The organism is Streptomyces sp. NPDC050528 (genome assembly GCF_044457795.1).
Classification (GTDB): domain Bacteria; phylum Actinomycetota; class Actinomycetes; order Streptomycetales; family Streptomycetaceae; genus Streptomyces.
Genome location: NZ_JBITHH010000001.1, coordinates 1,071,539 through 1,093,140 on the forward strand (window position 1 = coordinate 1,071,539; position 21,602 = coordinate 1,093,140).

A 21,602-nucleotide genomic window follows, 5' to 3' on the forward strand; every position below is an offset into this window, starting at 1 on the left:
CGTAGAGGTCAGCTTTTGTCGTCGCCGCCCTCGTCGGCATGCGCGTCGGCATTTTCGGCCAGCCTCTCCAACAGCCGCTGTGCCTTGTCGACCGCCGTGTCGATCTGCTCGCTGTGCTTGCCGTCCGTCTTCTCGTCGATGAGGTCACCGGCCTTCTCCAGACCGTCGGCGATCTTGTCACCGTGGTCCTCGGCGATCTCCTCGGCCTTGTCCTTGAGCTTGTCCAGGTCCCGCAGGTTGTCGAACACGACAGTCCCCCTCGCCGCAACGGCCTTGCCCGGTCAGGGACATGGTCCGCACGACGGACCCCGGAGGACAAGGTGGCACCGATGCGGACACCCCGGCGGGCGGGGGTACGGGACGGGCGCGTTCGGGGCGTATCCGGGTCGCGTCAGTCCTCCGTGCAGTACGACGACGCGTCGGGCGCCGCCGGAAAGACCGCCTCCCCTCCCAGCCACCCCTGAAGCCGCTCGGCCAAGGTGAACTCCTCGGGGAACAGCGCCTCTCCGTGGTGCGGGCACCGGGCGTTGGGGTCCCACCCCCACATCCGGCCCTCCGGGGTACTGAAGTCGACGAGGGACCAGATCGCACAGCCCCACGTCAACAGCGGTACGACGGAGGGCGGGTAGCCGGGGACCCTACGCCAGCCCCGGTACTCCACGAGCAGCAGATCGGCGTCGCTGTAGCGGAATCCGGCCTCCGGATCGGCGAGGGACAGCGCCTCGCCCCAGCGGCCGAACCCGCCGTCGGCCACTTCGAGATAGATCCGCTTGAGGAGCGGCGGCATCGGGTGTCCCACCACGGCCTCCACCTCGGCCACGGCCTCCGGCGGGGCGGTCGGCGGCCGTTCGCCCGCCGGGTAGCGTTCGCGGATCGCCTGGATGATCTCGTCCTCGGTCATGCCGACATTCGTAACAGCCGCCACTGACAACGGGGCAAGCTGAAACATTCCTGTGGGCCCACCGCATCAGTACAAGTGAGGGCGGTGCCGGAACCGGGACCGCCGGGGGCAGGGGGATCAGGTGTGAGACGACATGAACGTGCCGACGAGTACGCGGAGTTCGCCGCCGCACGTGCCGGGCATCTCTATCGGTCCGCGTGTCTGCTGACCGCCGGGGACACGCACCTCGCGGAGGACCTGGTGCAGGAGACCCTCGGCAAGCTGTACGTCGGCTGGGGACGGCTGGCCCGGGTCGACAACCCCGCCGGGTACGCCCAGACCGTCCTCACCCGCACCTACCTCGCCCATCAGCGGCGCCGCAGCAGCACCGAGCGCGCCACCGACGTCCTGCCCGACCTGCCCGACCCCGGCACCGACACGCCCCTCCGGCTGACCCTGCTCCAGGCCCTCTCCCGGCTGCCCGCCAAGGACCGTGCCGTGGTCGTCCTGCGGTACTGGGAGGACCGGTCCGTCGAGGAGACCGCCGACGTGATGCACGTCAGCTCGGCCGCCGTCCGCACCCGGTGCGTCCGCGCGCTCGGCCGACTGCGGGAGCTGCTCGGCGAGAACCTCGACGAGTACGCACGCCCCTGACCCGCCACTCCCGACTCCTTGCCCTCCGCTCCCGACGCCAACTCCCTTCTCCCTCAAGCCCTTTGTACGAACCCGCCTCGACTCCCTCATGCGAAACGGTGGTCCGCCATGCCCGACGCCCAGCACAGCGAACGCCTCGACCCCTTCGAGGAACGGCTCACCGCCGGCCTGCACGACGCGGGCAACGCCTTCGAGACCGACCGCGCCGCACTCGCCACCGCCGGCGCCCTCAAGGGCCGACGACGCCTGCTGCGACGCCGTAACGCCGCGGTGATGGGCAGCGCGGCCGGTATCGCCCTCGTGGGCGTGGGCGGCGCCCTGCTCCTGCCGAGCGGCTCCCCCGGCACACAGGCCTCCCCGGCCACCTCCGCCACCTCCTCCACCCCGGCTCCCGTCTCCGGCCAGGCTCTGTTCCAGGTGTTCACCCGCCTGGTGGGCGACGGCACGTACTCCAAGGTCGAGGCCCGCGGCACCGCCGAGGGATCGTCCCCGTTCGTCCATGCCGTCTTCGACGACGGGAAGGGCAAGGCAGCCGTAGAGCTCAATCTGGGCCGGGTGGAGCCGGGGAGCGACGAGGCGCGGCAGGCCACCACGTGCCCGGGGAAGGCGTTCACGCACTACGACGCGTGCGGCACGAGCCGGTTGGCGGACGGTTCGGTGGTCATGGTCCTTCAGGGGTACGAGTATCCGGACCGCCGGGTGGACACCAAGTGGTGGAGCGCCGAACTCGTCACCCCGCAGGGCCAGCACGTCAGCATCAACGAGTGGAACGCCGCCGCCGAGAAGGACGCCCCGATCACCAGGCCCCAACCCCCGCTGTCCGCAGTCCAGTTGAGGAAGGCGGTCGCCTCCACGGCCTGGCGGGACGCGATCGATTCGATGCCGGTGGACCCGAACGCACCGGTCACACCGCCGAGTCCGAGCAGCACGGGCGCCACCCTGTCCGTCACGTCCACACTCCGGTCCCTGCTGCCGAAGGGCCTCACCGTGTCCGAGGCCGGCGACGCCGGCGACACCGGGTTCGGCTATCTCGTCGTCGACGACGGCAAGGGCAAGACCCTCGTACAGGTCAACGTCCAGGCCGACATGTCGGATGTCGAGGGCGACCTGTTCGGCTCCGACGCCGAGGTCCTGTCCGACGGCACGAAGGTCGCCGAGCACCAGGGCCCCGGCGAGAAGGGCGGTCACGGTGTCGTGATGTGGACCGTCGACACCATCAGGACCGACGGAAAGCGGGTGGTGATCAGCGCCTTCAACTCCAACGCCCAGGACAGCCCCTCGACCCGTATGACCCCGGCCCTGACCATGAAGCAGCTCCGCCAGATCGCCCTCAGCCCCAACTGGCGCTGATCCGGCGACGGTTCGCGAGACGGCCGTTTTCCGCCAGGGCGCACTTTGTTCGTCCTTGACCTGACCATGCCAACACTTCACCATAGGCGGCACACAGGAATGCCCACCCGAACGCTCCACCCGCACGCCGTACCTCACGCACGTCGCACTGGAACACCCCCCAACTCCAGCAAGGAGATTTCATGCGACTCCGGATACGCGGCTCAGGCGCCCGAAACGGCGCCCGTAGCGGCAGACGCACCGCCGCGCTCGCCGCCCTGATGGCCCTCGCCCTCGCCGCCCCCGTCACGGCGGCCACCGCGTCCAAGGCCACCGCCGACAGCACCCACCAGGCCGCTCCGGCCGCGGACGACATCCGCCAGTACGAGATCCACGTCGACCACAACACCCCGGTCACGCGTACGGCCATCGCGGCGGCCGGCGTCACCGTGGACGAGTCCGACGAGGAGACCGTGGTCGTCTCCGGCCGCGCGGCCCAGATCAAGCAGCTGCGCCAACAGGGCTACGCCGTCACGCTGTTGGGCTCGGCCCCCGACCGTTCCTCGGCCGCGGACGCCGCACGGCTCCTCGACTTCCCCTCGGCCGACTCGAAATACCACAACTACGCCGAGACGAACACGGAGATCGACCAGCGGCTCGCGGCCTACCCGAGCATCATGAGCAAGCGGGTGATCGGCAAGTCGTACCAGGGCCGGGACATCGTCGCCATCAAGGTCAGCGACAACGTGGCCACGGACGAGAACGAGCCCGAGGTGATCTTCACCTTCCACCAGCACGCCCGCGAGCACCTCACGGTGGAGATGGCTCTGTACCTGCTGCGCGAGCTGGGCGCGGGCTACGGCACCGACTCACGCGTCACGAACATCGTGAACAACCGCGAGATCTGGATCGTGCCCGATCTCAACCCGGACGGCGGCGAGTACGACATCGCGACCGGCGCCTACCGGTCGTGGCGCAAGAACCGGCAGCCCAACTCCGGTTCCAGTTACGTCGGTACGGACCTCAACCGGAACTGGAACTACAAGTGGGGCTGCTGCGGCGGCTCTTCGGGCTCGACCTCGTCCGAGACCTACCGGGGCGCGTCCGCCGAGTCGGCGCCCGAGGTGAAGGTGGTCGCCGACTTCGTACGCAGCCGGGTCGTCGGCGGGAAGCAGCAGATCACCGCGGGCATCGACTTCCACACGTACAGCGAGCTGGTGCTCTGGCCCTTCGGGTACACGTACTCCGACACGGCCACCGGGATGACCGCGGACGATGCCGCCGCGTTCAAGGCGGTCGGGCAGAAGATGGGCGCGAGCAACGGCTACACGGCCGAGCAGTCCAGCGACCTGTACATCACGGACGGTTCGATCGACGACTACCTCTGGGGCACTCAGAAGATCTTCGACTACACCTTCGAGATGTACCCGACGTCCAGTTCCGGAGGCGGTTTCTACCCGCCCGACGAGGTGATCGAGCGGGAGACCTCACGGAACCGGGACGCGGTGTTCCAACTGCTGGAGAACGCGGACTGCATGTACCGGTCCATCGGCAAGGCGACCCAGTACTGCGGCTAGTCGGTCCTCGTACTACGGCCAACCAGCCCTCCTACCGCGGCCGACTAGTCCTCGCGGACCTCTGCCTCGGCCGCGGCGAGCGCCGCCTCGTCCACCTCGTCGGACCCGTCGGCCTCGTCATCGTCGCCGTCGTCGAAGTACGCGTCGAGGACCGCGTCCAACTCCGTCTCCCACTCGGTGAACCTGCTCCTGGCCGCCGCCTCGATCTCGATCGGGTACCAACGGCGGTCAGGAGTGTGCACCGTGATGGTGAACCGCCTGCCGAAGCGCGGCGACTCGGTCTCTATGGCACCGATCTCGTCCCAGCGGAACTCGCACGCCTGGTCGTCCAGGCGCAGTCGTACGCCCTTCGCGTCGGCGACGATCTCCGCACGACGGTCGGACGCCTCGAAGACCGGCCCGTCCTCGGACGACTCCTCGCCGTCGTCATCCGCGTCGGCGTCGTCGGCGTCATCATCCTCGGCAACGGCCTTCTCGGCGTCCGCCTTCTCGACGTCCACCGTCTCGACCTCGGTCTCCTCGACCGACGCCTTCTCGGGCTCCGCCGCCTCGGCCTTCGCGTCCTCCGGTGCGTCGGAGGACACGGCGGGTGCGGTGAGCCCCGGGATGAAGGCCGGGTCGAATCCGGCACCCTTCACGGGCTCGCCCTCCAGGGGCTGGCTGCTCGAACCTATGCGCTGCTCCACAGCGCGAAGTATGGTCGACGATCCTGTGCCGCACACAGCCAGCCCCAACTTTGTTATCAGACGCCTACAAGCGGCTTACACGAACAGACTGAGCACAGCCGCCACCGCGAACCCCGCGACGGACAGCACCGACTCCAGCACGGTCCACGTCTTCAGGGTGTCCCGTTCGCTGATCCCGAAGTACTTCGCCACCATCCAGAAGCCGCCGTCGTTGACGTGCGAGGCGAAGATCGAGCCCGCCGAGATGGCCATGATGACCAGCGCGACGAAGGCCTGCGAGTGGTCGCCCTCGGCGAGGAGCGGAGCCACGATGCCGGCGGTCGTGACGATCGCGACCGTCGCCGAGCCCTGTGCGACCCGTAGTACCAGCGAGATCAGGTACGACAGGACCAGCACCGGCAGGCCCACGTCGTGGAAGGTGTCCGAGAGGGCCTGCGCGACTCCGCTCGCCTTCAGGACGGCACCGAAGATCCCGCCCGCTCCGACGACCAGCAGGATGTTGCCGACCGGCTTGAGGGACGCGGTGGAGACGGTCTCCAGGGACTTACGGGACCAGCCCCGCCTCAGACCCAGGAGGTAGTACGCGAGGAGGAGCGCGATCGTCAGGGCCACGAACGGGCTGCCGAAGAACTCCACCACCGAGCGGCCGGTGGACGGGTCGAAGGCGATCGACGAGAAGGTGGCCGCGAGGATCAGGACGAGCGGCGTACCGATGATCGCGAGCACCGTGCCCAGCGCCACCGGCTTCTCCTGCGGTACGACACCGGACTCCCGCTGTTCGTCGATGACCGCCTGCTTCGCCTCGGCCGCCGCCTCGACCATGTCCTGCGGTACGGCGACGAAGATCCGCTTGCCGATCCAGGCGGCGTAGGCCCACGCGGCGAGGACGGCGGGGATGCCGCAGACGATGCCCATGAGGATGACCCAGCCGAGCTGGACGTGCAGCAGACCGGCCGCGGCCACCGGGCCGGGGTGCGGCGGCAGGAACGCGTGGGTCATCGACAGGCCCGCGAGCAGCGGCAGGCAGTACAGCAGGATCGACTTGCCGCCGCGCTTGGCGGCCGCGTACACGATCGGCGCGAGGACGAAGATGCCGACGTCGAAGAAGACCGGGATACCGAAGATCAGGCCGGTGAGACCCATGGCGAGGGGCGCCCGCTTCTCACCGAACAGATTCAGCAGCCGGGACGCCAACACCTCGGCCCCGCCGCTGACTTCGAGGATCGCGCCGAGCATCGTGCCCAGGCCGATGATGATCGCGACATGGCCGAGGATGCCGCCCATGCCGGACTCGATGGTGGAGACGGCGTCCGAGCGCTGGACCGTGCCGAAGAGTTCGGTGACCGAGAGGCCGGACAGCAGGCCGACGGTTATGGAGACGGCGAGGAGGGCCACGAAGGGCTGGAGTCTGACCTTGATGATCAGGAAGAGCAGGAGCGCGATCCCGATGGCGGCGACCGTCAACAGGCCTGCCGTGCCGTCCAGTAGAAGCAGCAGGCCTCCGGTGTGGGGTGGTGTCGCGGGGGCGGTGGCGGCGAGCGGTAGGGACATGGTGGGGGTCCTCGTGATCGTCGTAAGGGCATGGGGCTTTCGGGCAGGGGGCATCGCGGTTCGGCACCCCTAAGGGCGCCGAACCGTCGTACGGTGTGCGGAAGTTGAGGCAGTGTCAGTTCACAGAGCAGGTCAGCCCAGGACGGCCAGCGCGTCGATCTCGATGAGCAGCCCCGCGGGCAGTCCGACGTAGACGGTCGTGCGCGCGGCGGGCACCTCGACGCGCCCCTCGAAGTACTCGTTGTAGATCGCGTTCATCTCGGCGAAGTGGTCCACGTCCGTCAGATAGACGCGGATCATCATCGCGTCCTCCCAGCTCGCGCCGCCCTCCTCCAGGATGGCCTCGACGTTGGCGAGGGTCTGGAGGGTCTGCTCGCGCAGGGTCGGGCCGGCCGGGGTCGGCGGCTTGCCCTCCTCGGCGGGGAGGAAGCCGACCTGGCCGGCGACCTGGAGGATGTTGCCCTTGCGGACGCCGTGCGAGAACTTCGCGGGCGGGGCGGTGTGGGTCTTGGGGGTGAGGGCGGTCTTGTCGGTCATTCGGTGTCCCTGGTGGTAGTTCGGCCGGAGTACTCACCGCTGATGGTGTCCGCCGTACGACGGACGAGGGGGAGCAGGGTGAGGAGTTCGTCGGCGGTGACGACGACGTTGGGCGCGGAGACCGACATCGCGGCGGCCACCCGTCCGTCGGCGCCCCGGATCGGCGCGGCGACGCAGTTGATGGACTCTTCGTGGCCGCCGAGGTCGGTGGCCCAGCCCTGTTCCCGCACCTTCTCCAACTCCCGCAGGAAAGCGGGGGCGTTGGGGGTGGAGCGGGCGGTGTACATCGGGTATTCGAGCTTGTCGGCGAGGGCCCGGCGCTCGATCTCCGGGAGGTCGGCCAGCAGCAGCTTCGCCACGCCCGCGACCGTGATGGCGACGGGCTTGCCGATCCGGGAGTACATGCGCACCGGGTAGCGGCTCTCCACCTTGTCGATGTAGAGGACCTCGTTCTCCTCGTACACCGCGAGGTGGACGGTATGACCGCACTGCTCGTTCAGCCGGACGAGATGGGGGTGGGCGATCTCGCGGATGTCGAGGTTCTCCATCGCCTCCTGGGCGAGGGCGATGAGGCGGGCGCCGAGGCGGTAGCGCTGGTCGGACTGGCGGTAGACCAGGCCGTGTTCGTGCAGGGTGCGCAGGAGGCGCAGGGCCGTCGACTTGTGGACGTCGAGACGCTCGGCGACCTGGCCGAGGTCGGCGGGGCCCTCGGCGAGCAGCGGCAGGATGCTGAGCGCGCGGTCGACGGTCTGACTCATGGCGTACATACCTCCTCGTCGGCCCAGTCGGCGGCGTCGGTCCAGCCGGGGCCGAGTCGAAGTCTCCCCCACGCCTGGTCGTCCAGGGCGACCAGCCGGTCGGCGTGGTCGCGGACCGGGGGCGCGGCGAGGTCGCCGGGGACGGTGAGGGCGGCGGCGGCCGTGAGATGCCCGTGCCGCAGCCGGTCCCGTACGGGAAGTCCCCGCAGGGTCGCGGAGAGGAACCCGGCGGCGAAGGCGTCCCCGGCGCCGACCGCGGCGACGACGTCGACGTGCGGCGCGGGCACGAAGGTGGTGTCGCCCCGGTGGAAGACGGTGGCCCCGCGTCCGCCCTGCTTGACGACGAGCGTCTCGGGGTCGGGAAACGCGGCCCGTACGGCATCGGCCCCGACGAGCCCCCAGACCTCGGCGGCCTCGTCCTCCCCGACGAACACGAGGTCCGCGCCGCGCGCCAACTCCAGCAGCACGCTCGGCCCGTCGGCCGAACGCCCCAGCGCGGGGCGGTGGTTGACGTCGAACGAGATCAGCGGACGGTGCGCGCGGATCGCGGTCAGCTCACGCACCAGCCCGAGGCAGTCGGCGGACAGCATCGGGGTGATCCCCGACAGATGCAGCACCCGCCCGCCCCGTACGGCGGCCAGGTCCACATTCGCGACGCCCATCGCGGAGGCGGCGGACCCGGCCCGGTAGTACGCGACCTCGTGCGCGTCGGTGGCCCGGTCCCCGGCGGTGCGGAAGTAGATGCCGGTCGGCCGTGCGGGATCACGCCGTACGGCGGACACGTCGACCCCGTACCCCCCGATGGTCCCGACGAGATGATCGCCGAACCCGTCGGCCCCCACCCGGCTGACCCACCGGACGGTGTGCCCGGCGGCGGCCAGCACGCAGGCGACATTCGACTCGGCGCCGCCGATGGCGCGATCGAAGGACGGTACGTCGGCGAGGCGGCCGGGCCGGCTGGGTAGGAACGTGACCATGGACTCGCCCAGCGCTACGACGTCCACGACGTCACGGGCGGCGGTGGACTGTCCGTCGGCGGTCACGATGGTGATGGCTCCTCGTCCGGTGCGCCGGGGCGGCGGCTCCGTTGACCCGGTGTTGGGCGAGATGTTAGACAGCGGTAAGCGATATACGCAATGAATGTTGCAGAGATTGCAACACTCCAGCTCAGGGAGGCCCCATGGTCCGCGACTCCGGTACCGAAGCGCTCGCCCGGCTCGCCGGGGAACGCGTCGACCACCGTTTCAAGGGCCTCCCCCCGGACGCGGACGGCCGCACGCTCACCGAGCTGGCGGCCCAGCGCCGCAACCTCTTCACCGGCGGTTTCACCACCCCGGTCCTGGCCCTCTCCGCCGAGCGCCTGGACCACAACCTCCGCCTCATGGAGACGTACGCGACCCGCCACGGCCTGGCCTTCGCCCCGCACGGCAAGACCTCCATGGCCCCCCAGCTCTTCCACCGCCAACTCGCCCACGGCGCCTGGGGAATCACCCTCGCGGTCCCCCACCAGGTGCGCGTGGCAAGGCGGTTCGGGATCGGCAGCATCTTCCTCGCGAACGAACTGGTGGACCCGTCGGCCCTGAAGTGGATCTCGTCCGAACTCGACGCCGACTCCACCTTCCGCTTCATCTGCTACGTCGACTCCGTGCGCGGCGTCGAGTTGATGGACGCGGCCCTGCGCGGCGCCGCCCGCCCGCTGGACGTCGTCGTCGAACTGGCCGCCGGCGAGGGCGCCCGCACCGGCGTGCGCACGGAGGCGGAGTGCGCGGCGGTCGCGGACGCGGTGGCCGCCGTAGGGACACTGCGGTTGGTGGGGGTCGCCGGGTACGAGGGGGAGGTGCCGGAGGCGGATCCGGGGCGGGTGCACGCGTGGTTGCGTCAACTGACCGCGCTCGCCGTGGACTTCGACAAGGACGGACGCTTCTCGGGATCCGGGCTCGACGAGATCGTGGTCAGCGCGGGTGGCAGCGCGTGGTTCGACGCGGTGGCCGATGTCTTCGCCGAGCTGCCCGAACTCTCGCTCCCCGCACTGAAGTTGCTGCGGTCGGGCGCCTACGTCTCGCACGACGACGGGCACTACCGCGAGATCACCCCCTTCACCCGCATCCCCGAAGAGGGCGCCCTGGAGCCCGCGTTCCGGCTCTGGGCGCAGATCGTCTCCCGCCCCTCCCCCGAGCAGGCCTTCGCCAACGCGGGCAAGCGGGACGCGGCCTACGACCTCGACCTCCCCGTCGCCCAGGTCGTCCGCCGGGACGGCACCGAGCGCCCGGCGACCGGCGTCGAGGTGACGGGCCTGTCCGACCAGCACGCGTGGCTGCGGACGGCCCCGGAGGCGGACCTGGAGGTGGGCGACTGGATCGGGATGGGCCTGTCCCACCCGTGCACGTCCTTCGACAAGTGGCAGCTGATTCCGTTGGCGGAGGCGGACGGGACGGTCGTCGACTACATCCGTACGTTCTTCTAGAGGCTTCTACAGGCCGTATCGGACCCCGCTGGAGGCATGGGCATGGAAGAGCTGGTCATCCGGGACGCCGATGTGGTGGACGGCGGTGGTGGACCGTCGTACCGCGCCGATGTGGTGATCGACGGCGGACGGATCGTCTCGATCGTGCGGGAGGCCGCGGCGGCGGGCTGCCAACGCCCCAAGGCACGCCGGGAGTTGGATGCCGAGGGCCTGGTCCTCTCCCCCGGCTTCATCGACATGCACGCCCACAGCGACCTGGCGTTGCTCCGCGACCCGGACCACAGCGCCAAGGCCGCGCAGGGGGTGACCCTCGAAGTCATCGGCCAGGACGGGCTGTCGTACGCCCCGGTCGACGACCGCACGCTGGCCGAGGTGCGCCGGGCGATCACCGGGTGGAACGGTTACGGCGACGACATCGACTTCGACTGGCGTTCGGTGGGCGAGTACTTGGACCGGCTGGACTCAGCGTTCGGAGGCCGGGGCATCGCGGTCAACGCGGCCTACTTGATCCCGCAGGGCACGGTCCGGATGCTCGCCGTCGGCTGGGAGGACCGAGAGGCGACACCCCAAGAGCTGGACCGGATGCGGCAGTTGGTCGCCGAGGCCATGGAACAGGGCGCGGTCGGCATGTCGTCCGGCCTCACCTACACCCCCGGCATGTACGCCAAGGACGCCGAACTCACCGAACTCTGCCGGGTGGTGGCGTCGTACGGCGGCTACTACTGCCCCCACCACCGTTCGTACGGCGCGGGCGCGCTGGAGGCGTACAAGGAGATGGTGGAGCTGGCGCGGGAGGCCGGCTGCTCCCTGCACCTGGCCCACGCCACCATGAACTTCGGCGTGAACGAGGGCCGCGCACCAGAGCTGTTGTCCCTCCTGGACGAGGCCTTGGCGACCGGCGCCGACATCAGCCTCGACACGTACCCCTACACCCCCGGCTGCACAACTCTCGTGGCGATGCTGCCGAGTTGGGCGAGCGAGGGCGGTCCCGAGGAGATCCTGAAGCGCCTGGCGGACGACGACACGGCCGAGCGTATCCGCCACCACCTGGAGGTGATCGGCTCGGACGGCTGCCACGGGGTGCCGATGGAGTGGGACACGATCGAGATCGCGGGGGTCACGGACCCCGCGCTGGCGCAGTACGTGGGCCGCCGCCTCGACAGCTGGCCCACGGCCCGCCATCTCCTCCTCGCCGACCGCCTCGCCCCGTCGATCCTCCAGCACGTGGGCCACGAGGAGAACGTCCGCCGGATCATGCAACACCGCGTCCACACCGGCGGCTCGGACGGCATCCTCCAGGGCGCGAAGCCGCATCCGCGGGCGTACGGCACGTTCCCGCGCTATCTCGGCCACTACGTACGGGAGTTGGGCCTCCTGTCCCTGGAGGAGTGCGTGTCCCACCTGACCTCCCGCCCGGCGGCCCGCCTGCGCCTGCCGGACCGGGGCCTGGTCAAGGAGGGCTACAAGGCGGACCTGGTCCTCTTCAACCCGCAGACAGTGGCGGCAGGTTCAACATTCGAGGAGCCGCGCAACCTGCCGACCGGCATCCCCCACGTACTGATCGACGGCCGCTTCGTGATCGAGGACAGCCACAGAACGGACGAACTAGCGGGCAGATCAGTACGCGGGGTCTTTTAGGGGCGCGGGGAACTGCGCGACCAGCCCCCACGCACCCGCACACAAAAAACGACCTACTACGGCTTAGGCAGGGTGCAACCCGACGCGCTAAGGCTAAGCACGTTCGCCGAGGTGAAACAGGCCGGGATGTTGTAGGTCTCCTCGGCGTAGTTGATCCCCTCGCGAACAGTCACCTTGCCGCTCTCATCCACCTCGCACGGATTGTCGACCGTGCAAGTCTCCCCGCTCTCGTTACCCGTGTTGTTGACCGCGACGACCTGCCCGGTACTGGTGTCGATCACCGGAGACCCCGACGTACCACCGATCGTGTTGCACGCGGAGGTGTAACGGACCGAGTCCTTCCAGGTCCAGTCGCCCTCCTTCAGCCGGTACACGAACCCGTCGATGCTGCAGCTGTAGATCGTCTTCCAGTACCCGGAGACGACCTTGATCGCGGTACCGGCGGTGGGGTGCGTGGCGCTCACGGTGAGCGGGCTGATGCCGTACGCGCTCTTGATCGCCGCGTACGTGGTGGTGGTGCGGTAGATCGTCACGTCCGTGTCGGTCATCGTCGAGTAGAGGACCTGGTTGGCGCGGAGTGTGGCGACCTTGGTGCCGGCCGAGTTCAGCAGCCCGAAGGTACGGCTGGAGGACTGGCCGGTGATGACCTCGCCGGCGGCCGGGAACCCGGTCTCCAGGCAGTGGCCGTTGGTCATGACCAGCGCCGGAGCGGTGTCGGTCGAGTTCGGGAAGCGGATGACCGAGCCGGAGCAGTTGCTGAGCGAGACGGTACCGGCGAAGTCGACGGTCACGGCCGCCGCCTTGGGAGCGGCCTGGGGCGCCGCGACCGCGGGCGCCACGCCCGCCCCGGCGATGGCCAGGGTGGAGAGCGCGGCAAGGAGAGGCTTGTTCATGTGGGGGTCCCCTCTTATGACGAGGCGACCGGAGATCTTCCGGCCGCCGTCTTTTTGTCATGGGCATTGTGATCGTTGAGGGGGGTGGGGGCAAGGAGCGGTTTCCGGCCGTTCGCGAGGGTGTCTCATGTGGCGGAAAGCACGAGCCAAGTCTCGTTACCGCGCCGTAAGCTCACCGACATGCAGGTGATCCAGTCGACCAAGCTCTCCAACGTCTGTTACGAGATCCGGGGCCCGGTTCTCGAAGAGGCGATGCGTCTGGAGGCGGCAGGCCACCGCATCCTGAAGCTGAACACCGGGAACCCGGCCGCGTTCGGGTTCGAGTGCCCGCCCGAGATCCTGGAGGACATCCTCCGGAACGTGTCGTCGGCGCACGGGTACGGCGACGCGAAGGGGCTGTTGGCGGCCCGGCGCGCGGTCGTCATGCACAACCAGACCCTGGGCATCGAGACGGACGTAGAACACGTCTTCATCGGCAACGGCGTCTCCGAGCTGATCGTCATGGCGATGCAGGGACTCCTCGACGACGGCGACGAGGTCCTCGTACCGTCGCCGGACTACCCCCTGTGGACCGCCGCCGTCTCGCTCTCCGGCGGGACCGCCGTCCACTACCGCTGCGACGAGCAGTCCGACTGGATGCCCGACCTCGCCGACGTGGAGCGCAAGGTCTCCGACCGCACCAAGGCGATCGTCATCATCAACCCGAACAACCCCACCGGGGCCGTGTACGACGAGGAGATGATCAAGGGCCTCACCGACATCGCCCGCCGCCACAATCTCCTCGTCTGCTCCGACGAGATCTACGACAAGATCCTCTACGACGGCGCCACGCACACCCCGACGGCGAAGGTCGCCCCGGACCTGCTGACCCTCACGTTCAACGGGATGTCGAAGGCGTACCGGGTGGCCGGATATCGCGTCGGGTGGATGTCGATCTCGGGGCCGCGCGCGCACGCCGACTCGTACATCGAGGGGCTGACGATCCTGGCCAATATGCGGCTCTGCGCGAACATGCCCGGGCAGCACGGGGTCGTCGCCGCGCTCAGTGGGCGGCAGACCATCAACGACCTGGTGCTTCCGGGTGGGCGGTTGAAGGAGCAGCGGGATGTCGCGTACGAGCTGCTGACCCAGATCCCGGGTGTGACCTGCGTGAAGCCGAAGGGGGCGCTGTATCTGTTCCCTCGGCTGGATCCGCACGTCTTCAAGGTCAAGGACGACCGACAGCTGGTCCTCGATCTGCTGCGCCAGGAGAAGATCATGGTCGTGCACGGCACCGGGTTCAACTGGTCCGAGCCCGATCACTTCCGGGTCGTGACGTTGCCGTCGGTCGGGGATCTGCGGGACGCGGTGACGCGGATCGGGAACTTCCTGGACGGGTACAGCCAGCCGTAAACCTCGCGGAACAAGTTTCTTCCGGCCAATTTTTCAGCCAGCACAACTTTAGACGAGATCTAAGCTAGGATGGTTTCCTGTCTGAGCACAGGAGACCATGCCATGTACGAACCGATCCGCACGAAGTCGGTCCACAGCACGGTGGCCCGTACGTCCTCCTCCGACTTTCCTCACCGGTCGCGTGAGGAGGAGCTTGATATTCAGCTCGCGGGGCATCTTGCTGCGCTGCTTGCGGTGACTGATGAACTGCGGGCGCTGGAGCCTTCCGATGAGCTGGACGTGGCCGCGGAGCGGCTTGCCGGGCAGTTGACGCGGTTGCGGGGGGCTTCGCCGAGCCGTGCGGGTGTGGCTGCGGACGCTTCTTCTACGTCCCGTTTGGATGCCCTGCATCTGCGGGCGCACGCGCTTGCCGGGAGGGCGTTGGTTGTTGCCGCGTCCCGGGCTGATACTGCGGTGGCGATTTTGTCCGCCGAGCGGATGGACGCGCATGCGGTGACTGCGGTCGCCTGAGCTGCGATGCCTATTCGCCGTAGGGGTTCTGTGGTTTTTCGGGTGCGCGTCCGCTGTGGCTGGTCGCGCAGTTCCCCGCGCCCCTAAAAAAACCCGGGTGCGCGCCCGTTGCGGCTGATCGCGCCCACGCGGCGGAGCCGCATATCGATACAGCCCCGCGCCCCCCCAAAAAAAACCACGGGCGCGCCCACTGCGGCCGGTCGCGTCCACGCCGCGCAGCCGCAAATCGACACAGCCCCGCACCCCTGAAAAACCGAGCGTGTTGATCCGGGACCCGGCCGACACCTCCCGTTCATCCCATTCCTCGGGGAATGTTGGGTTCCGCGAGCACGCTGCCCCTCGTGAGACGTATCGCGGGAATCGTCCTCGCGGTGTTGCTGATCGGTGGCGTGGTGGCAGCCGTCGTAGCGGGCCGGGACAACGGGGACAAGGGCACGGCAACGAAGACCGTGCGTGGTGTGATCGGTTCGGAGAAGGCGGACTTCTTCGCCGATCCCGATGTGGTGAAGGCCCTCGCCGCCAAGGGCTTCACCGTGAAGACGGAGACCTCCGGGTCCTGGGCGATGGAGGGGCTCGACCTCAAGGGGTACGACTTCGCCTTCCCCTCCAGTCAGGCGCCGGCCGACGCGCTCGCGGACAAGTACAAGGTCCAGCAGCCGTTGCCCCGGCCCTTCTACTCGCCCCTCGTCGTCGTGGCCCACCGCAGCGCCGCCCAGGTCCTCGCGGACAACGGGCTCGCCACGCTGGACAGCGGCAAGGATCGCGGCACCCTGAAGATGGGCGCCTATCTCGACGCGGCCAAGGATGATCGGACCTGGCAGCAGCTCAAGGGGGCCTCGAAACATGGGGAGTTGACCGGCACCCTCTACATCGCCACCACCGACCCCGAGACCTCCAACTCCGGTGCCCTGTACCTCGCCGCCGCCTCCTACGTCGCCAACGGCGGGCGGGTGGCGGCCAGTAGCGTCGATGTGGATCGCACCGCGTCGCTCATGCACAAGCTGATCAGCGTGCAGGGGGCCCAACAGTCCAGCTCCGACGCGCCGTTCAGGGACTTCATCAGCGGCGCCGGCAATCCGCTGGTCCTCGTCTACGAGTCGCAGGTCGCCGCGCTGCTCCTCGACAAGCAGCCGGTCGGCGACCTCGTCGTGCTCTACCCGGACACCACGGCCAACAGCGACCACACCGTCGTGCCGCTCAGCCCGGAGGGCCGTGAGCTGGGTCAACTCCTCACCAGCGACCCGACGTTGCGCAAGCTCGCCGTACGGCACGGGTTCCGGCCGCAGGGTGACACCGCCGAGTTCATCGCGGCCACCGCCGCCCACTCCAGCTATCTCAACCAGACGCTGACCGGTGTCCGGCAGGCGCCCGTGCCCACCTCGAAGGTGCTGCACGACATGGCGCGCCGGGCGCGCGGTTGAACGGGGGGAACCACATGAGCAGCAGTTTCAACACCAGCCAGAACAGCAGTCAGCACACCCAGAGCGGGGACGACGTCTTCACCCTCACCCCGCCCGAGGCCGTCGCACCGGTGCCGAGGGAGAAGGCCGGCGGGCTTGTGCCCGTGGACGACTCCGTCCGTACGGACATGGCTCAGAAGGCCGCCGCCTACGTCGAAGGGCTTGCCTCGCTCGATGCCCGCTCGCCCGAATTCGCCGGCAAGGTCGGGGAGATCAGCGCGCTGGGGGCTGGGGAGATGCGTACCGCCACCGCTCAGTCCAACCGCATGCTGGAGCGGACCGTGCGGAGTCTGCCGTCCAAGGGCGGGGATGCTCAGTCGCAGGTCGCCGGTTCGCTTGTCGAACTCCGGCGTGTGGTCGAGGACTTGGACCCGCGTGACCTGCCCGCCTCCAAGGGGCGGAAGTTCCTGTCCCGGCTGCCCGGTGGCAACAAACTGCGCGATCACGTCGCCAAGTACGCCTCCGCGCAAGGAACTCTCAACAAGATCGTGGGTTCGCTGCGCGGCGGTCAGGACGAACTCCGGCGTGACAACGCCGCGTTGCAGACCGAGCGGGTCCGGCTCTGGGAAACCATGGGCAAGTTGCAGGAGTACGTCGTCCTCACCCAGGCCCTCGACACCGCCGTCGAGCAGCACATCACCGGCGTCGAGGCCGCCGACCCGAGCCAGGCCGACACCCTCCGCGCGGACGTCCTCTTCCCGGTCCGGCAGAAGCACCAGGACCTGCTGACCCAGCTCGCGGTGTGCGCGCAGGGCTACTTGGCCATGGACGTCGTACGACGCAACAACGACGAGCTGATCAAGGGTGTCGATCGGGCGGCAACCACGACCGTCTCGGCCCTGCGTATCTCCGTCATGCTCGCCTCCGCGCTCGACAACCAGCGCAAGGTCGTCGACCAGGTCAACGCCCTGCGCGGTACGACCGAGGACCTCATCCGGGGCAACGCCGAGATGCTCTCCACCCAGAGCGGCGAGATCCAGCGCATCGCGGCCGACCCGGCGGTGGGCGCCGAGACGCTCCGCACCGCCTTCCAGCAGATCTACCGCACCCTCGACGCGATCGACACCTACAAGGTCCAGGCGACCGAGGTGATGGCCGCGACCGTCGAGTCCCTGACGTCCGAACTCCAGAACGCCGGCACGTACTTGGAGCGCAGCCGGTCGCAGAGCGCCTTGGAAGGCGGTCTCGGATGAGACGTCTCCTCGCGCTCGCCCTCGGCACGGCCGCGCTGCTCACCGCCTGCACGTCGTCGAACCATGACACGAAGGCCGACACCGACAACGCCCCCAAGCCCGGCACCCTCCGCGTCCTCGCCTCCAGTGAACTCAGCGACATGACCCCGGTGTTCGACCAGGTCCGCAAGGACACCGGCATCACGATCCGCCCTACCTACATGGGCACCCTCGACGCGGTGGACCTGCTGGCGAAGGGCAAGGTCGACGGGCAGTACGACGCCTTGTGGCTGTCGTCGAACGACTATCTGCGGCTACGGCCCGACGCGGCGAAGAAGGTCGTCTCCGAGACCTCGATCATGTCCAGCCCGGTCGCGATCGGCGTCAAGAACGCCACCGTGAAGACCCTCGGCTGGACGCCCGACAAGGTCACCTGGTCCCAGATCGAACAGGCCGTCCAGGACGGCAAGTTGACCTACGGCATGACGGACCCGGCGCGCTCCAACTCCGGTTTCTCGACCCTCATCTCCGTGGCCTCCGCCCTCTCCGGCGCCCAGTCGGCGCTCACCGACGCGGACGTCACGAAGGCGACTCCCCGGCTGAAGGAGTTCTTCAAGGGGCAGAAGCTGACGTCGGGTTCGTCGGGCTGGCTGGCGACCGCCTACCAACGCCGGGGAAACGTCGACGCGTTGCTCAACTACGAGTCCGTCCTCAAGGGCATCCCGGGCCTGACGGTGATCCGCCCGAGCGACGGGGTCGTCACCGCCGACTACCCGTTGACCTCCCTCGCCTCGACGGACGCCCCGACCCGCGAGAACGTCCGGCGCGTGACGACCGACCTGCGCACGGACGCCCTGCAAAAGCTGATCACCACCCGCACGCACCGCCGCCCGGTCGTCACCTCCGTACCGCCCGCGTCCGGCCTGGACACCAGCCGACGGCGTGAACTCCCGTTCCCCGGCAGCCAGTCCGTCGCCGACGGCCTCCTCGACTCGTACGAGAGCAAGCTGCGCCGGCCCTCACGGACCGTGTACGTGCTCGACACCTCGGGCTCGATGGAGGGCGACCGGCTGTCCCGGCTGAAGAAGGCCCTCACCGATCTGACCGGGGACTTCCGGCAGCGCGAGGAGGTCACGCTGATGCCGTTCGGGTCGGCGGTGAAGAGCGTCAAGACGCATGTGGTGAGCCCTGGCGATCCGCAGGCCGGGCTCAACGCGATCCGCAAGGACACCAAGGCCCTCAGCGCGGACGGCGCCACCGCGATCTACACCTCGTTGGAGAAGGCCTACGAGCATCTCGGCACCGGCGGTGACACGTTCACCTCGGTCGTGCTGATGACCGACGGCGAGAACACGACCGGCGCCAAGGCCAAGGACTTCGACGGCTTCTACGGTCAACTCCCCACCGCCCAGCGGGACATCCCCGTCTTCCCCATCCTCTTCGGCGACTCGGACAAGGCGGAGCTCCAGCACATCGCCGACCTGACCGGCGGCCGGCTCTTCGACGCCCAACAGGGCTCGCTGGACGGCGCCTTCGAGGAGATCCGTGGCTACCAGTAAGTTCCTGGGCTACTTGGAGTCCCGCAAGAACCTCACCGGCAGCGCCTGCGGGCTCGTCGGGCTGGTGCTGACGTTCGTGGGCGTGGCCGGGCCGTACTGGCCGGTCGTACTGGTGGGGCTGTACGGCGCGGGTGCGCTGATCGCCCCGCCGGAGCGGCCGGCCCTCCCCGACTTCCCGGACCCCTCCGCCCAACTGGAGGAACTCCGCGACGACTTCGAGAAGCTCGGCGGCTATCTGGCGGACGTCGAACTGCCGCCTGCCGCCGCCGGCCGGCTCACCGAGCTGAACCAGCTCCTCGCCGGGCTCCTCGATCCGCAGGTCACCCACGACCTCGCGCAGGACCCGGAGGGCGTGCACATCCTGTCGCGGGCGATCCGGCAGGACGTACCGGAGGCGGTCGACACGTTCGTACGGACGCGGTGGTGGACGCGTCTGGCGCCGGGTACCGAGCCTCCGGAGCGGCATCTGGAACGGCAGTTGACGGTCCTTCAGGAGGAGGCGCAGGGGCTGGCGAGGGCCCTGCGCGAGGCCGAGGAGCGGCGGCAGGAGACGCACACCCGGTTCCTGGAGGAGCGCGGGCGTTCTCAGGACAACAGGTGACCCAGCACGATCAGCACCAGGACGAACAGGAGCAGCACGCCCATCACCTTGAGCGGCCCGAAGCGGTTGCTGTCCTGCGTGTCCCCCGGCGGTGGCGGTACCGGCACGGGCGGCCGTACCGGCAGGTTGAACACGTCGTGTCCCGTCACCGCCGCCCGCGTGCACCACGGGCAGGTCGGGAGGTGGGAGCCGTAGGAGTGCAGGGGGCGTTGGGGGCAGACCTGGACGCGGGAGCGTTCCTGGTCCAGGGCGCGTAGCCAGACCTCCGGGGTGGGGCGGGCGGAGGGGGCGTGGACGCCCGCGCCGAACGCCGTGTGGGCCAGGGTCAGGAGACCGGGTGGGAGGACCGACGGGTCAACCGTGCCGCGGGGAATGACGACCGCCTCGGGGCGGACGACGTAGGAGACGCTCGCGGCGATGTTGTCCTTGACCGTGGACTCGGGGGTGCTGTCGTGCGGGACGCCGCCGAAGGGGTGGTTGCCTGCGGTGAGGAGCTGGTAAATCAGCACCGCCAGCGCGAAGTTGTCGCTTTCCGGGGTGGCCGCCGCGCCCGACTGGCGCTCCGGTGAGGAGTAGTCGGTGGTGTGCATCAGGCAGGGGAAGGGCTCGCCGGTTTCCGGGTCGGTGAAGGCGATGGAGTCGCAGTCGAGGAACGTGACGAAGCCGTTGGTGTCCACGACGACGTTGCTCGACGAGAAGTCGCCGATGACGAGGTTGTCGTAGTGCATGCGAGCCGTCATGAAGGCGAGGTTCCAGGCGACGCCGAGCAGGAAACGCCAGTCGGCGCGGTCGCCGAAGAGGCGGAGGCGCTGGGCGCGGGTGAACAGGCCTACCAGCTGGACGTGTTGGGGTTCGCCGAAGCGGCGCATGGCGTAGCCGAGGAACTCGCCCTCCGGGCTGCGGGCCATGGCGGTGGGCCAGGCGAGTTCGGGGGGCTGGTTGGCGTCGGTGGGGCGGGCCGTCAGCGGGGACATCGTGAGCATGCGGGTCAGGCGGCGTTCCAAGTCCGGGCCCGGGCGGTCGCGGTAGAGCTTGACGACGATCGTGTCGTCCCCCTCGACGGGGAAGACGGCCGCCTGGCCGCCGCCCTTGAGCGGGAGTTCGGCGAGGGTGACCTGCTTGCCGTCCAGGTGGACCGTGCGGCCGGTCATGGGGTCACCACGCGGACGGCCCGCAGCAGGGTCTTGTCGTCGGCGTTGAGGCTGGTGAGCCGGTCCGACCTGAGGAGGGCGGCGAGGCTCTCGTGCGCTTGGTCGGTCACCGGTCCCGGGGTGTCGAGGGAGCCCAACACCGCTTCCACGAATGAGGTGTTGGGCTGGGGCGGGCCGCCGCCGGAGAGCGACAGGGCGGCCTGTGCGAGGCCGTCGGTGGAGAGGAGTACGCCGTCCACGCGCGGGTCCGCCACGCAGTCGGTGCGCAGGCGGCGGGGTGCGTCGGGCGAGGTGAGGAAGACGGTCTCGTTGCTGTACTCGCTGACGGCGGGCGGCTGCGGGAGGAGGTGGAACTGCCGTTCCCCGTCCTCCGTTCCGGCGCGGACGACGACGAAGCCGTCGCCGACGCTGAGATGGCCGAGCCAGCCGGGGGTGAGGACGACGACCGTGAGAGTGGTCGCGTAGTCGGGGGCCGTGCTGCCGTAGGTGTCCAGGAAGATCTTGGACACGTCGTCGAAGGCGTCCGCGAGCAGGTCGTGGACCTCCTGCCCCGGTGGACAGCCGGACGCGGCGGCCGCCCGGCGCCGGAAGTGCTCGGCCGCCAACTCGACGGCGTGCAGGGCCCCTTGGTCGGAGTGCGGGCGGCTGCCCGCACCGTCCGCGACGGCGAGGACCGACACGGATGCCGAGGCCGTGTAGGTGCAGGCGTCCTGGCAGGGCGTGCCGGTACGGCGGTGCCGGTAGCCCTCGACGCTCAGGCCGTGGATGCGCCAGGGCGAGTCGGCCACCG

Annotated in this window: 21 protein-coding genes; 11 read left to right on the forward strand and 10 right to left on the reverse strand. The window is 69.2% G+C overall.

Going from position 1 to position 21,602, the window contains the following annotated elements; translation table 11 throughout:
• Window positions 1-8: 8 nt before the first annotated feature.
• Both ACIBK4_RS04925 and ACIBK4_RS04930 read right to left on the reverse strand, forming a co-directional pair.
• Entirely contained in the window at window positions 9-248 is a 240-nt protein-coding gene (locus ACIBK4_RS04925; protein ID WP_398992143.1) for an antitoxin, read from the reverse strand.
• 143 nt (window positions 249-391) lie between these two features.
• Entirely contained in the window at window positions 392-901 is a 510-nt protein-coding gene (locus tag ACIBK4_RS04930) for an SMI1/KNR4 family protein (RefSeq protein ID WP_398992145.1), read from the reverse strand.
• A gap of 123 nt (window positions 902-1,024) precedes the next feature.
• Here ACIBK4_RS04930 and ACIBK4_RS04935 point away from each other — a divergent pair, with 123 nt between their 5' ends.
• From ACIBK4_RS04935 to ACIBK4_RS04945, 3 genes are all read left to right on the forward strand, one after another.
• Window positions 1,025-1,534, forward strand: a complete 510-nt coding sequence (locus ACIBK4_RS04935) for a SigE family RNA polymerase sigma factor (RefSeq protein WP_398992148.1) — start codon at window positions 1,025-1,027, stop codon at window positions 1,532-1,534.
• Between the two features lie 108 nt (window positions 1,535-1,642).
• Window positions 1,643-2,884: a hypothetical protein gene (locus tag ACIBK4_RS04940; protein WP_398992150.1), complete on the forward strand. Its 1,242-nt coding sequence runs from the start codon at window positions 1,643-1,645 to the stop codon at window positions 2,882-2,884.
• Between the two features lie 182 nt (window positions 2,885-3,066).
• Window positions 3,067-4,440, forward strand: a complete 1,374-nt coding sequence (locus ACIBK4_RS04945; protein WP_398992152.1) for a M14 family metallopeptidase — start codon at window positions 3,067-3,069, stop codon at window positions 4,438-4,440.
• Between the two features lie 44 nt (window positions 4,441-4,484).
• Here ACIBK4_RS04945 and ACIBK4_RS04950 read toward each other — a convergent pair whose 3' ends face one another.
• From ACIBK4_RS04950 to ACIBK4_RS04970, 5 genes are all read right to left on the reverse strand, one after another.
• The gene (locus tag ACIBK4_RS04950; protein ID WP_398992154.1) at window positions 4,485-5,126 is read right to left on the reverse strand and encodes a hypothetical protein; all 642 of its coding nucleotides are present in this window, start codon (window positions 5,124-5,126) and stop codon (window positions 4,485-4,487) included.
• 75 nt (window positions 5,127-5,201) lie between these two features.
• The gene (locus tag ACIBK4_RS04955; RefSeq protein WP_398992156.1) at window positions 5,202-6,677 is read right to left on the reverse strand and encodes a GntP family permease; all 1,476 of its coding nucleotides are present in this window, start codon (window positions 6,675-6,677) and stop codon (window positions 5,202-5,204) included.
• Window positions 6,678-6,809: 132 nt separating this feature from the next.
• Window positions 6,810-7,214 (reverse strand): RidA family protein, encoded by a 405-nt coding sequence (locus ACIBK4_RS04960; protein WP_390157553.1) that lies wholly within the window; start codon window positions 7,212-7,214, stop codon window positions 6,810-6,812.
• Complete coding sequence (locus ACIBK4_RS04965) at window positions 7,211-7,972, reverse strand: IclR family transcriptional regulator (protein ID WP_398992158.1); 762 nt, start codon at window positions 7,970-7,972, stop codon at window positions 7,211-7,213. The genes ACIBK4_RS04960 and ACIBK4_RS04965 overlap by 4 nt, the downstream gene beginning before the upstream one ends.
• On the reverse strand, window positions 7,969-9,015 hold the full coding sequence (locus ACIBK4_RS04970; protein WP_398992160.1) for a sugar kinase: 1,047 nt from the start codon (window positions 9,013-9,015) through the stop codon (window positions 7,969-7,971). Before ACIBK4_RS04970 ends, ACIBK4_RS04965 begins: the two co-directional genes overlap by 4 nt.
• A 137-nt stretch (window positions 9,016-9,152) precedes the next feature.
• Here ACIBK4_RS04970 and ACIBK4_RS04975 point away from each other — a divergent pair, with 137 nt between their 5' ends.
• A complete protein-coding gene (locus ACIBK4_RS04975) occupies window positions 9,153-10,436 on the forward strand; it encodes an amino acid deaminase (protein ID WP_398992162.1) in 1,284 nt (427 codons plus the stop codon).
• A 42-nt stretch (window positions 10,437-10,478) separates the two neighbouring features.
• The gene (locus ACIBK4_RS04980) at window positions 10,479-12,074 is read left to right on the forward strand and encodes an amidohydrolase family protein (protein WP_398992164.1); all 1,596 of its coding nucleotides are present in this window, start codon (window positions 10,479-10,481) and stop codon (window positions 12,072-12,074) included.
• Window positions 12,075-12,130: 56 nt separating this feature from the next.
• On the opposite strand, the gene ACIBK4_RS04985 is transcribed toward ACIBK4_RS04980, so the two are convergent.
• A complete protein-coding gene (locus ACIBK4_RS04985; protein WP_398992166.1) occupies window positions 12,131-12,967 on the reverse strand; it encodes a trypsin-like serine peptidase in 837 nt (278 codons plus the stop codon).
• A 180-nt stretch (window positions 12,968-13,147) separates the two neighbouring features.
• On the opposite strand from ACIBK4_RS04985, the gene ACIBK4_RS04990 reads away from it, so the two are divergent.
• From ACIBK4_RS04990 to ACIBK4_RS05015, 6 genes are all read left to right on the forward strand, one after another.
• On the forward strand, window positions 13,148-14,359 hold the full coding sequence (locus ACIBK4_RS04990; protein ID WP_398992168.1) for a pyridoxal phosphate-dependent aminotransferase: 1,212 nt from the start codon (window positions 13,148-13,150) through the stop codon (window positions 14,357-14,359).
• A 102-nt stretch (window positions 14,360-14,461) separates the two neighbouring features.
• Complete coding sequence (locus tag ACIBK4_RS04995) at window positions 14,462-14,869, forward strand: hypothetical protein (RefSeq protein WP_398992170.1); 408 nt, start codon at window positions 14,462-14,464, stop codon at window positions 14,867-14,869.
• 341 nt (window positions 14,870-15,210) lie between these two features.
• A complete protein-coding gene (locus ACIBK4_RS05000; protein ID WP_398992172.1) occupies window positions 15,211-16,290 on the forward strand; it encodes a substrate-binding domain-containing protein in 1,080 nt (359 codons plus the stop codon).
• A 14-nt stretch (window positions 16,291-16,304) separates the two neighbouring features.
• A complete protein-coding gene (locus tag ACIBK4_RS05005; protein ID WP_398992174.1) occupies window positions 16,305-17,522 on the forward strand; it encodes a toxic anion resistance protein in 1,218 nt (405 codons plus the stop codon).
• On the forward strand, window positions 17,519-19,060 hold the full coding sequence (locus tag ACIBK4_RS05010) for a substrate-binding domain-containing protein (protein WP_398992176.1): 1,542 nt from the start codon (window positions 17,519-17,521) through the stop codon (window positions 19,058-19,060). The genes ACIBK4_RS05005 and ACIBK4_RS05010 overlap by 4 nt, the downstream gene beginning before the upstream one ends.
• Complete coding sequence (locus ACIBK4_RS05015) at window positions 19,047-19,661, forward strand: hypothetical protein (protein ID WP_398992178.1); 615 nt, start codon at window positions 19,047-19,049, stop codon at window positions 19,659-19,661. The genes ACIBK4_RS05010 and ACIBK4_RS05015 overlap by 14 nt, the downstream gene beginning before the upstream one ends.
• Here ACIBK4_RS05015 and ACIBK4_RS05020 read toward each other — a convergent pair.
• Window positions 19,646-20,812, reverse strand: coding sequence for a hypothetical protein (locus ACIBK4_RS05020; RefSeq protein WP_398992180.1), 1,167 nt, complete (start codon window positions 20,810-20,812; stop codon window positions 19,646-19,648). The two genes, ACIBK4_RS05015 and ACIBK4_RS05020, sit on opposite strands and share 16 nt — an antisense overlap.
• Window positions 20,809-21,600 (reverse strand): PP2C family serine/threonine-protein phosphatase, encoded by a 792-nt coding sequence (locus ACIBK4_RS05025; RefSeq protein ID WP_398992182.1) that lies wholly within the window; start codon window positions 21,598-21,600, stop codon window positions 20,809-20,811. The genes ACIBK4_RS05020 and ACIBK4_RS05025 overlap by 4 nt, the downstream gene beginning before the upstream one ends.
• Window positions 21,601-21,602 lie beyond the last annotated feature (2 nt).

Coding starts and splice junctions, on each gene's coding strand:
- ACIBK4_RS04980 (WP_398992164.1), top strand. CDS start 10,479: ATGGAAGAGCTGGTCATCCGGGACGCCGATGTGGTGGACGGCGGTGGT.
- ACIBK4_RS05020 (WP_398992180.1), bottom strand. CDS start 20,812: ATGACCGGCCGCACGGTCCACCTGGACGGCAAGCAGGTCACCCTCGCC.
- ACIBK4_RS04990 (WP_398992168.1), top strand. CDS start 13,148: ATGCAGGTGATCCAGTCGACCAAGCTCTCCAACGTCTGTTACGAGATC.
- ACIBK4_RS05010 (WP_398992176.1), top strand. CDS start 17,519: ATGAGACGTCTCCTCGCGCTCGCCCTCGGCACGGCCGCGCTGCTCACC.
- ACIBK4_RS04985 (WP_398992166.1), bottom strand. CDS start 12,967: ATGAACAAGCCTCTCCTTGCCGCGCTCTCCACCCTGGCCATCGCCGGG.
- ACIBK4_RS04965 (WP_398992158.1), bottom strand. CDS start 7,972: ATGAGTCAGACCGTCGACCGCGCGCTCAGCATCCTGCCGCTGCTCGCC.
- ACIBK4_RS04960 (WP_390157553.1), bottom strand. CDS start 7,214: ATGACCGACAAGACCGCCCTCACCCCCAAGACCCACACCGCCCCGCCC.
- ACIBK4_RS04930 (WP_398992145.1), bottom strand. CDS start 901: ATGACCGAGGACGAGATCATCCAGGCGATCCGCGAACGCTACCCGGCG.
- ACIBK4_RS04945 (WP_398992152.1), top strand. CDS start 3,067: ATGCGACTCCGGATACGCGGCTCAGGCGCCCGAAACGGCGCCCGTAGC.
- ACIBK4_RS04975 (WP_398992162.1), top strand. CDS start 9,153: ATGGTCCGCGACTCCGGTACCGAAGCGCTCGCCCGGCTCGCCGGGGAA.
- ACIBK4_RS05005 (WP_398992174.1), top strand. CDS start 16,305: ATGAGCAGCAGTTTCAACACCAGCCAGAACAGCAGTCAGCACACCCAG.
- ACIBK4_RS04995 (WP_398992170.1), top strand. CDS start 14,462: ATGTACGAACCGATCCGCACGAAGTCGGTCCACAGCACGGTGGCCCGT.
- ACIBK4_RS04940 (WP_398992150.1), top strand. CDS start 1,643: ATGCCCGACGCCCAGCACAGCGAACGCCTCGACCCCTTCGAGGAACGG.
- ACIBK4_RS04955 (WP_398992156.1), bottom strand. CDS start 6,677: ATGTCCCTACCGCTCGCCGCCACCGCCCCCGCGACACCACCCCACACC.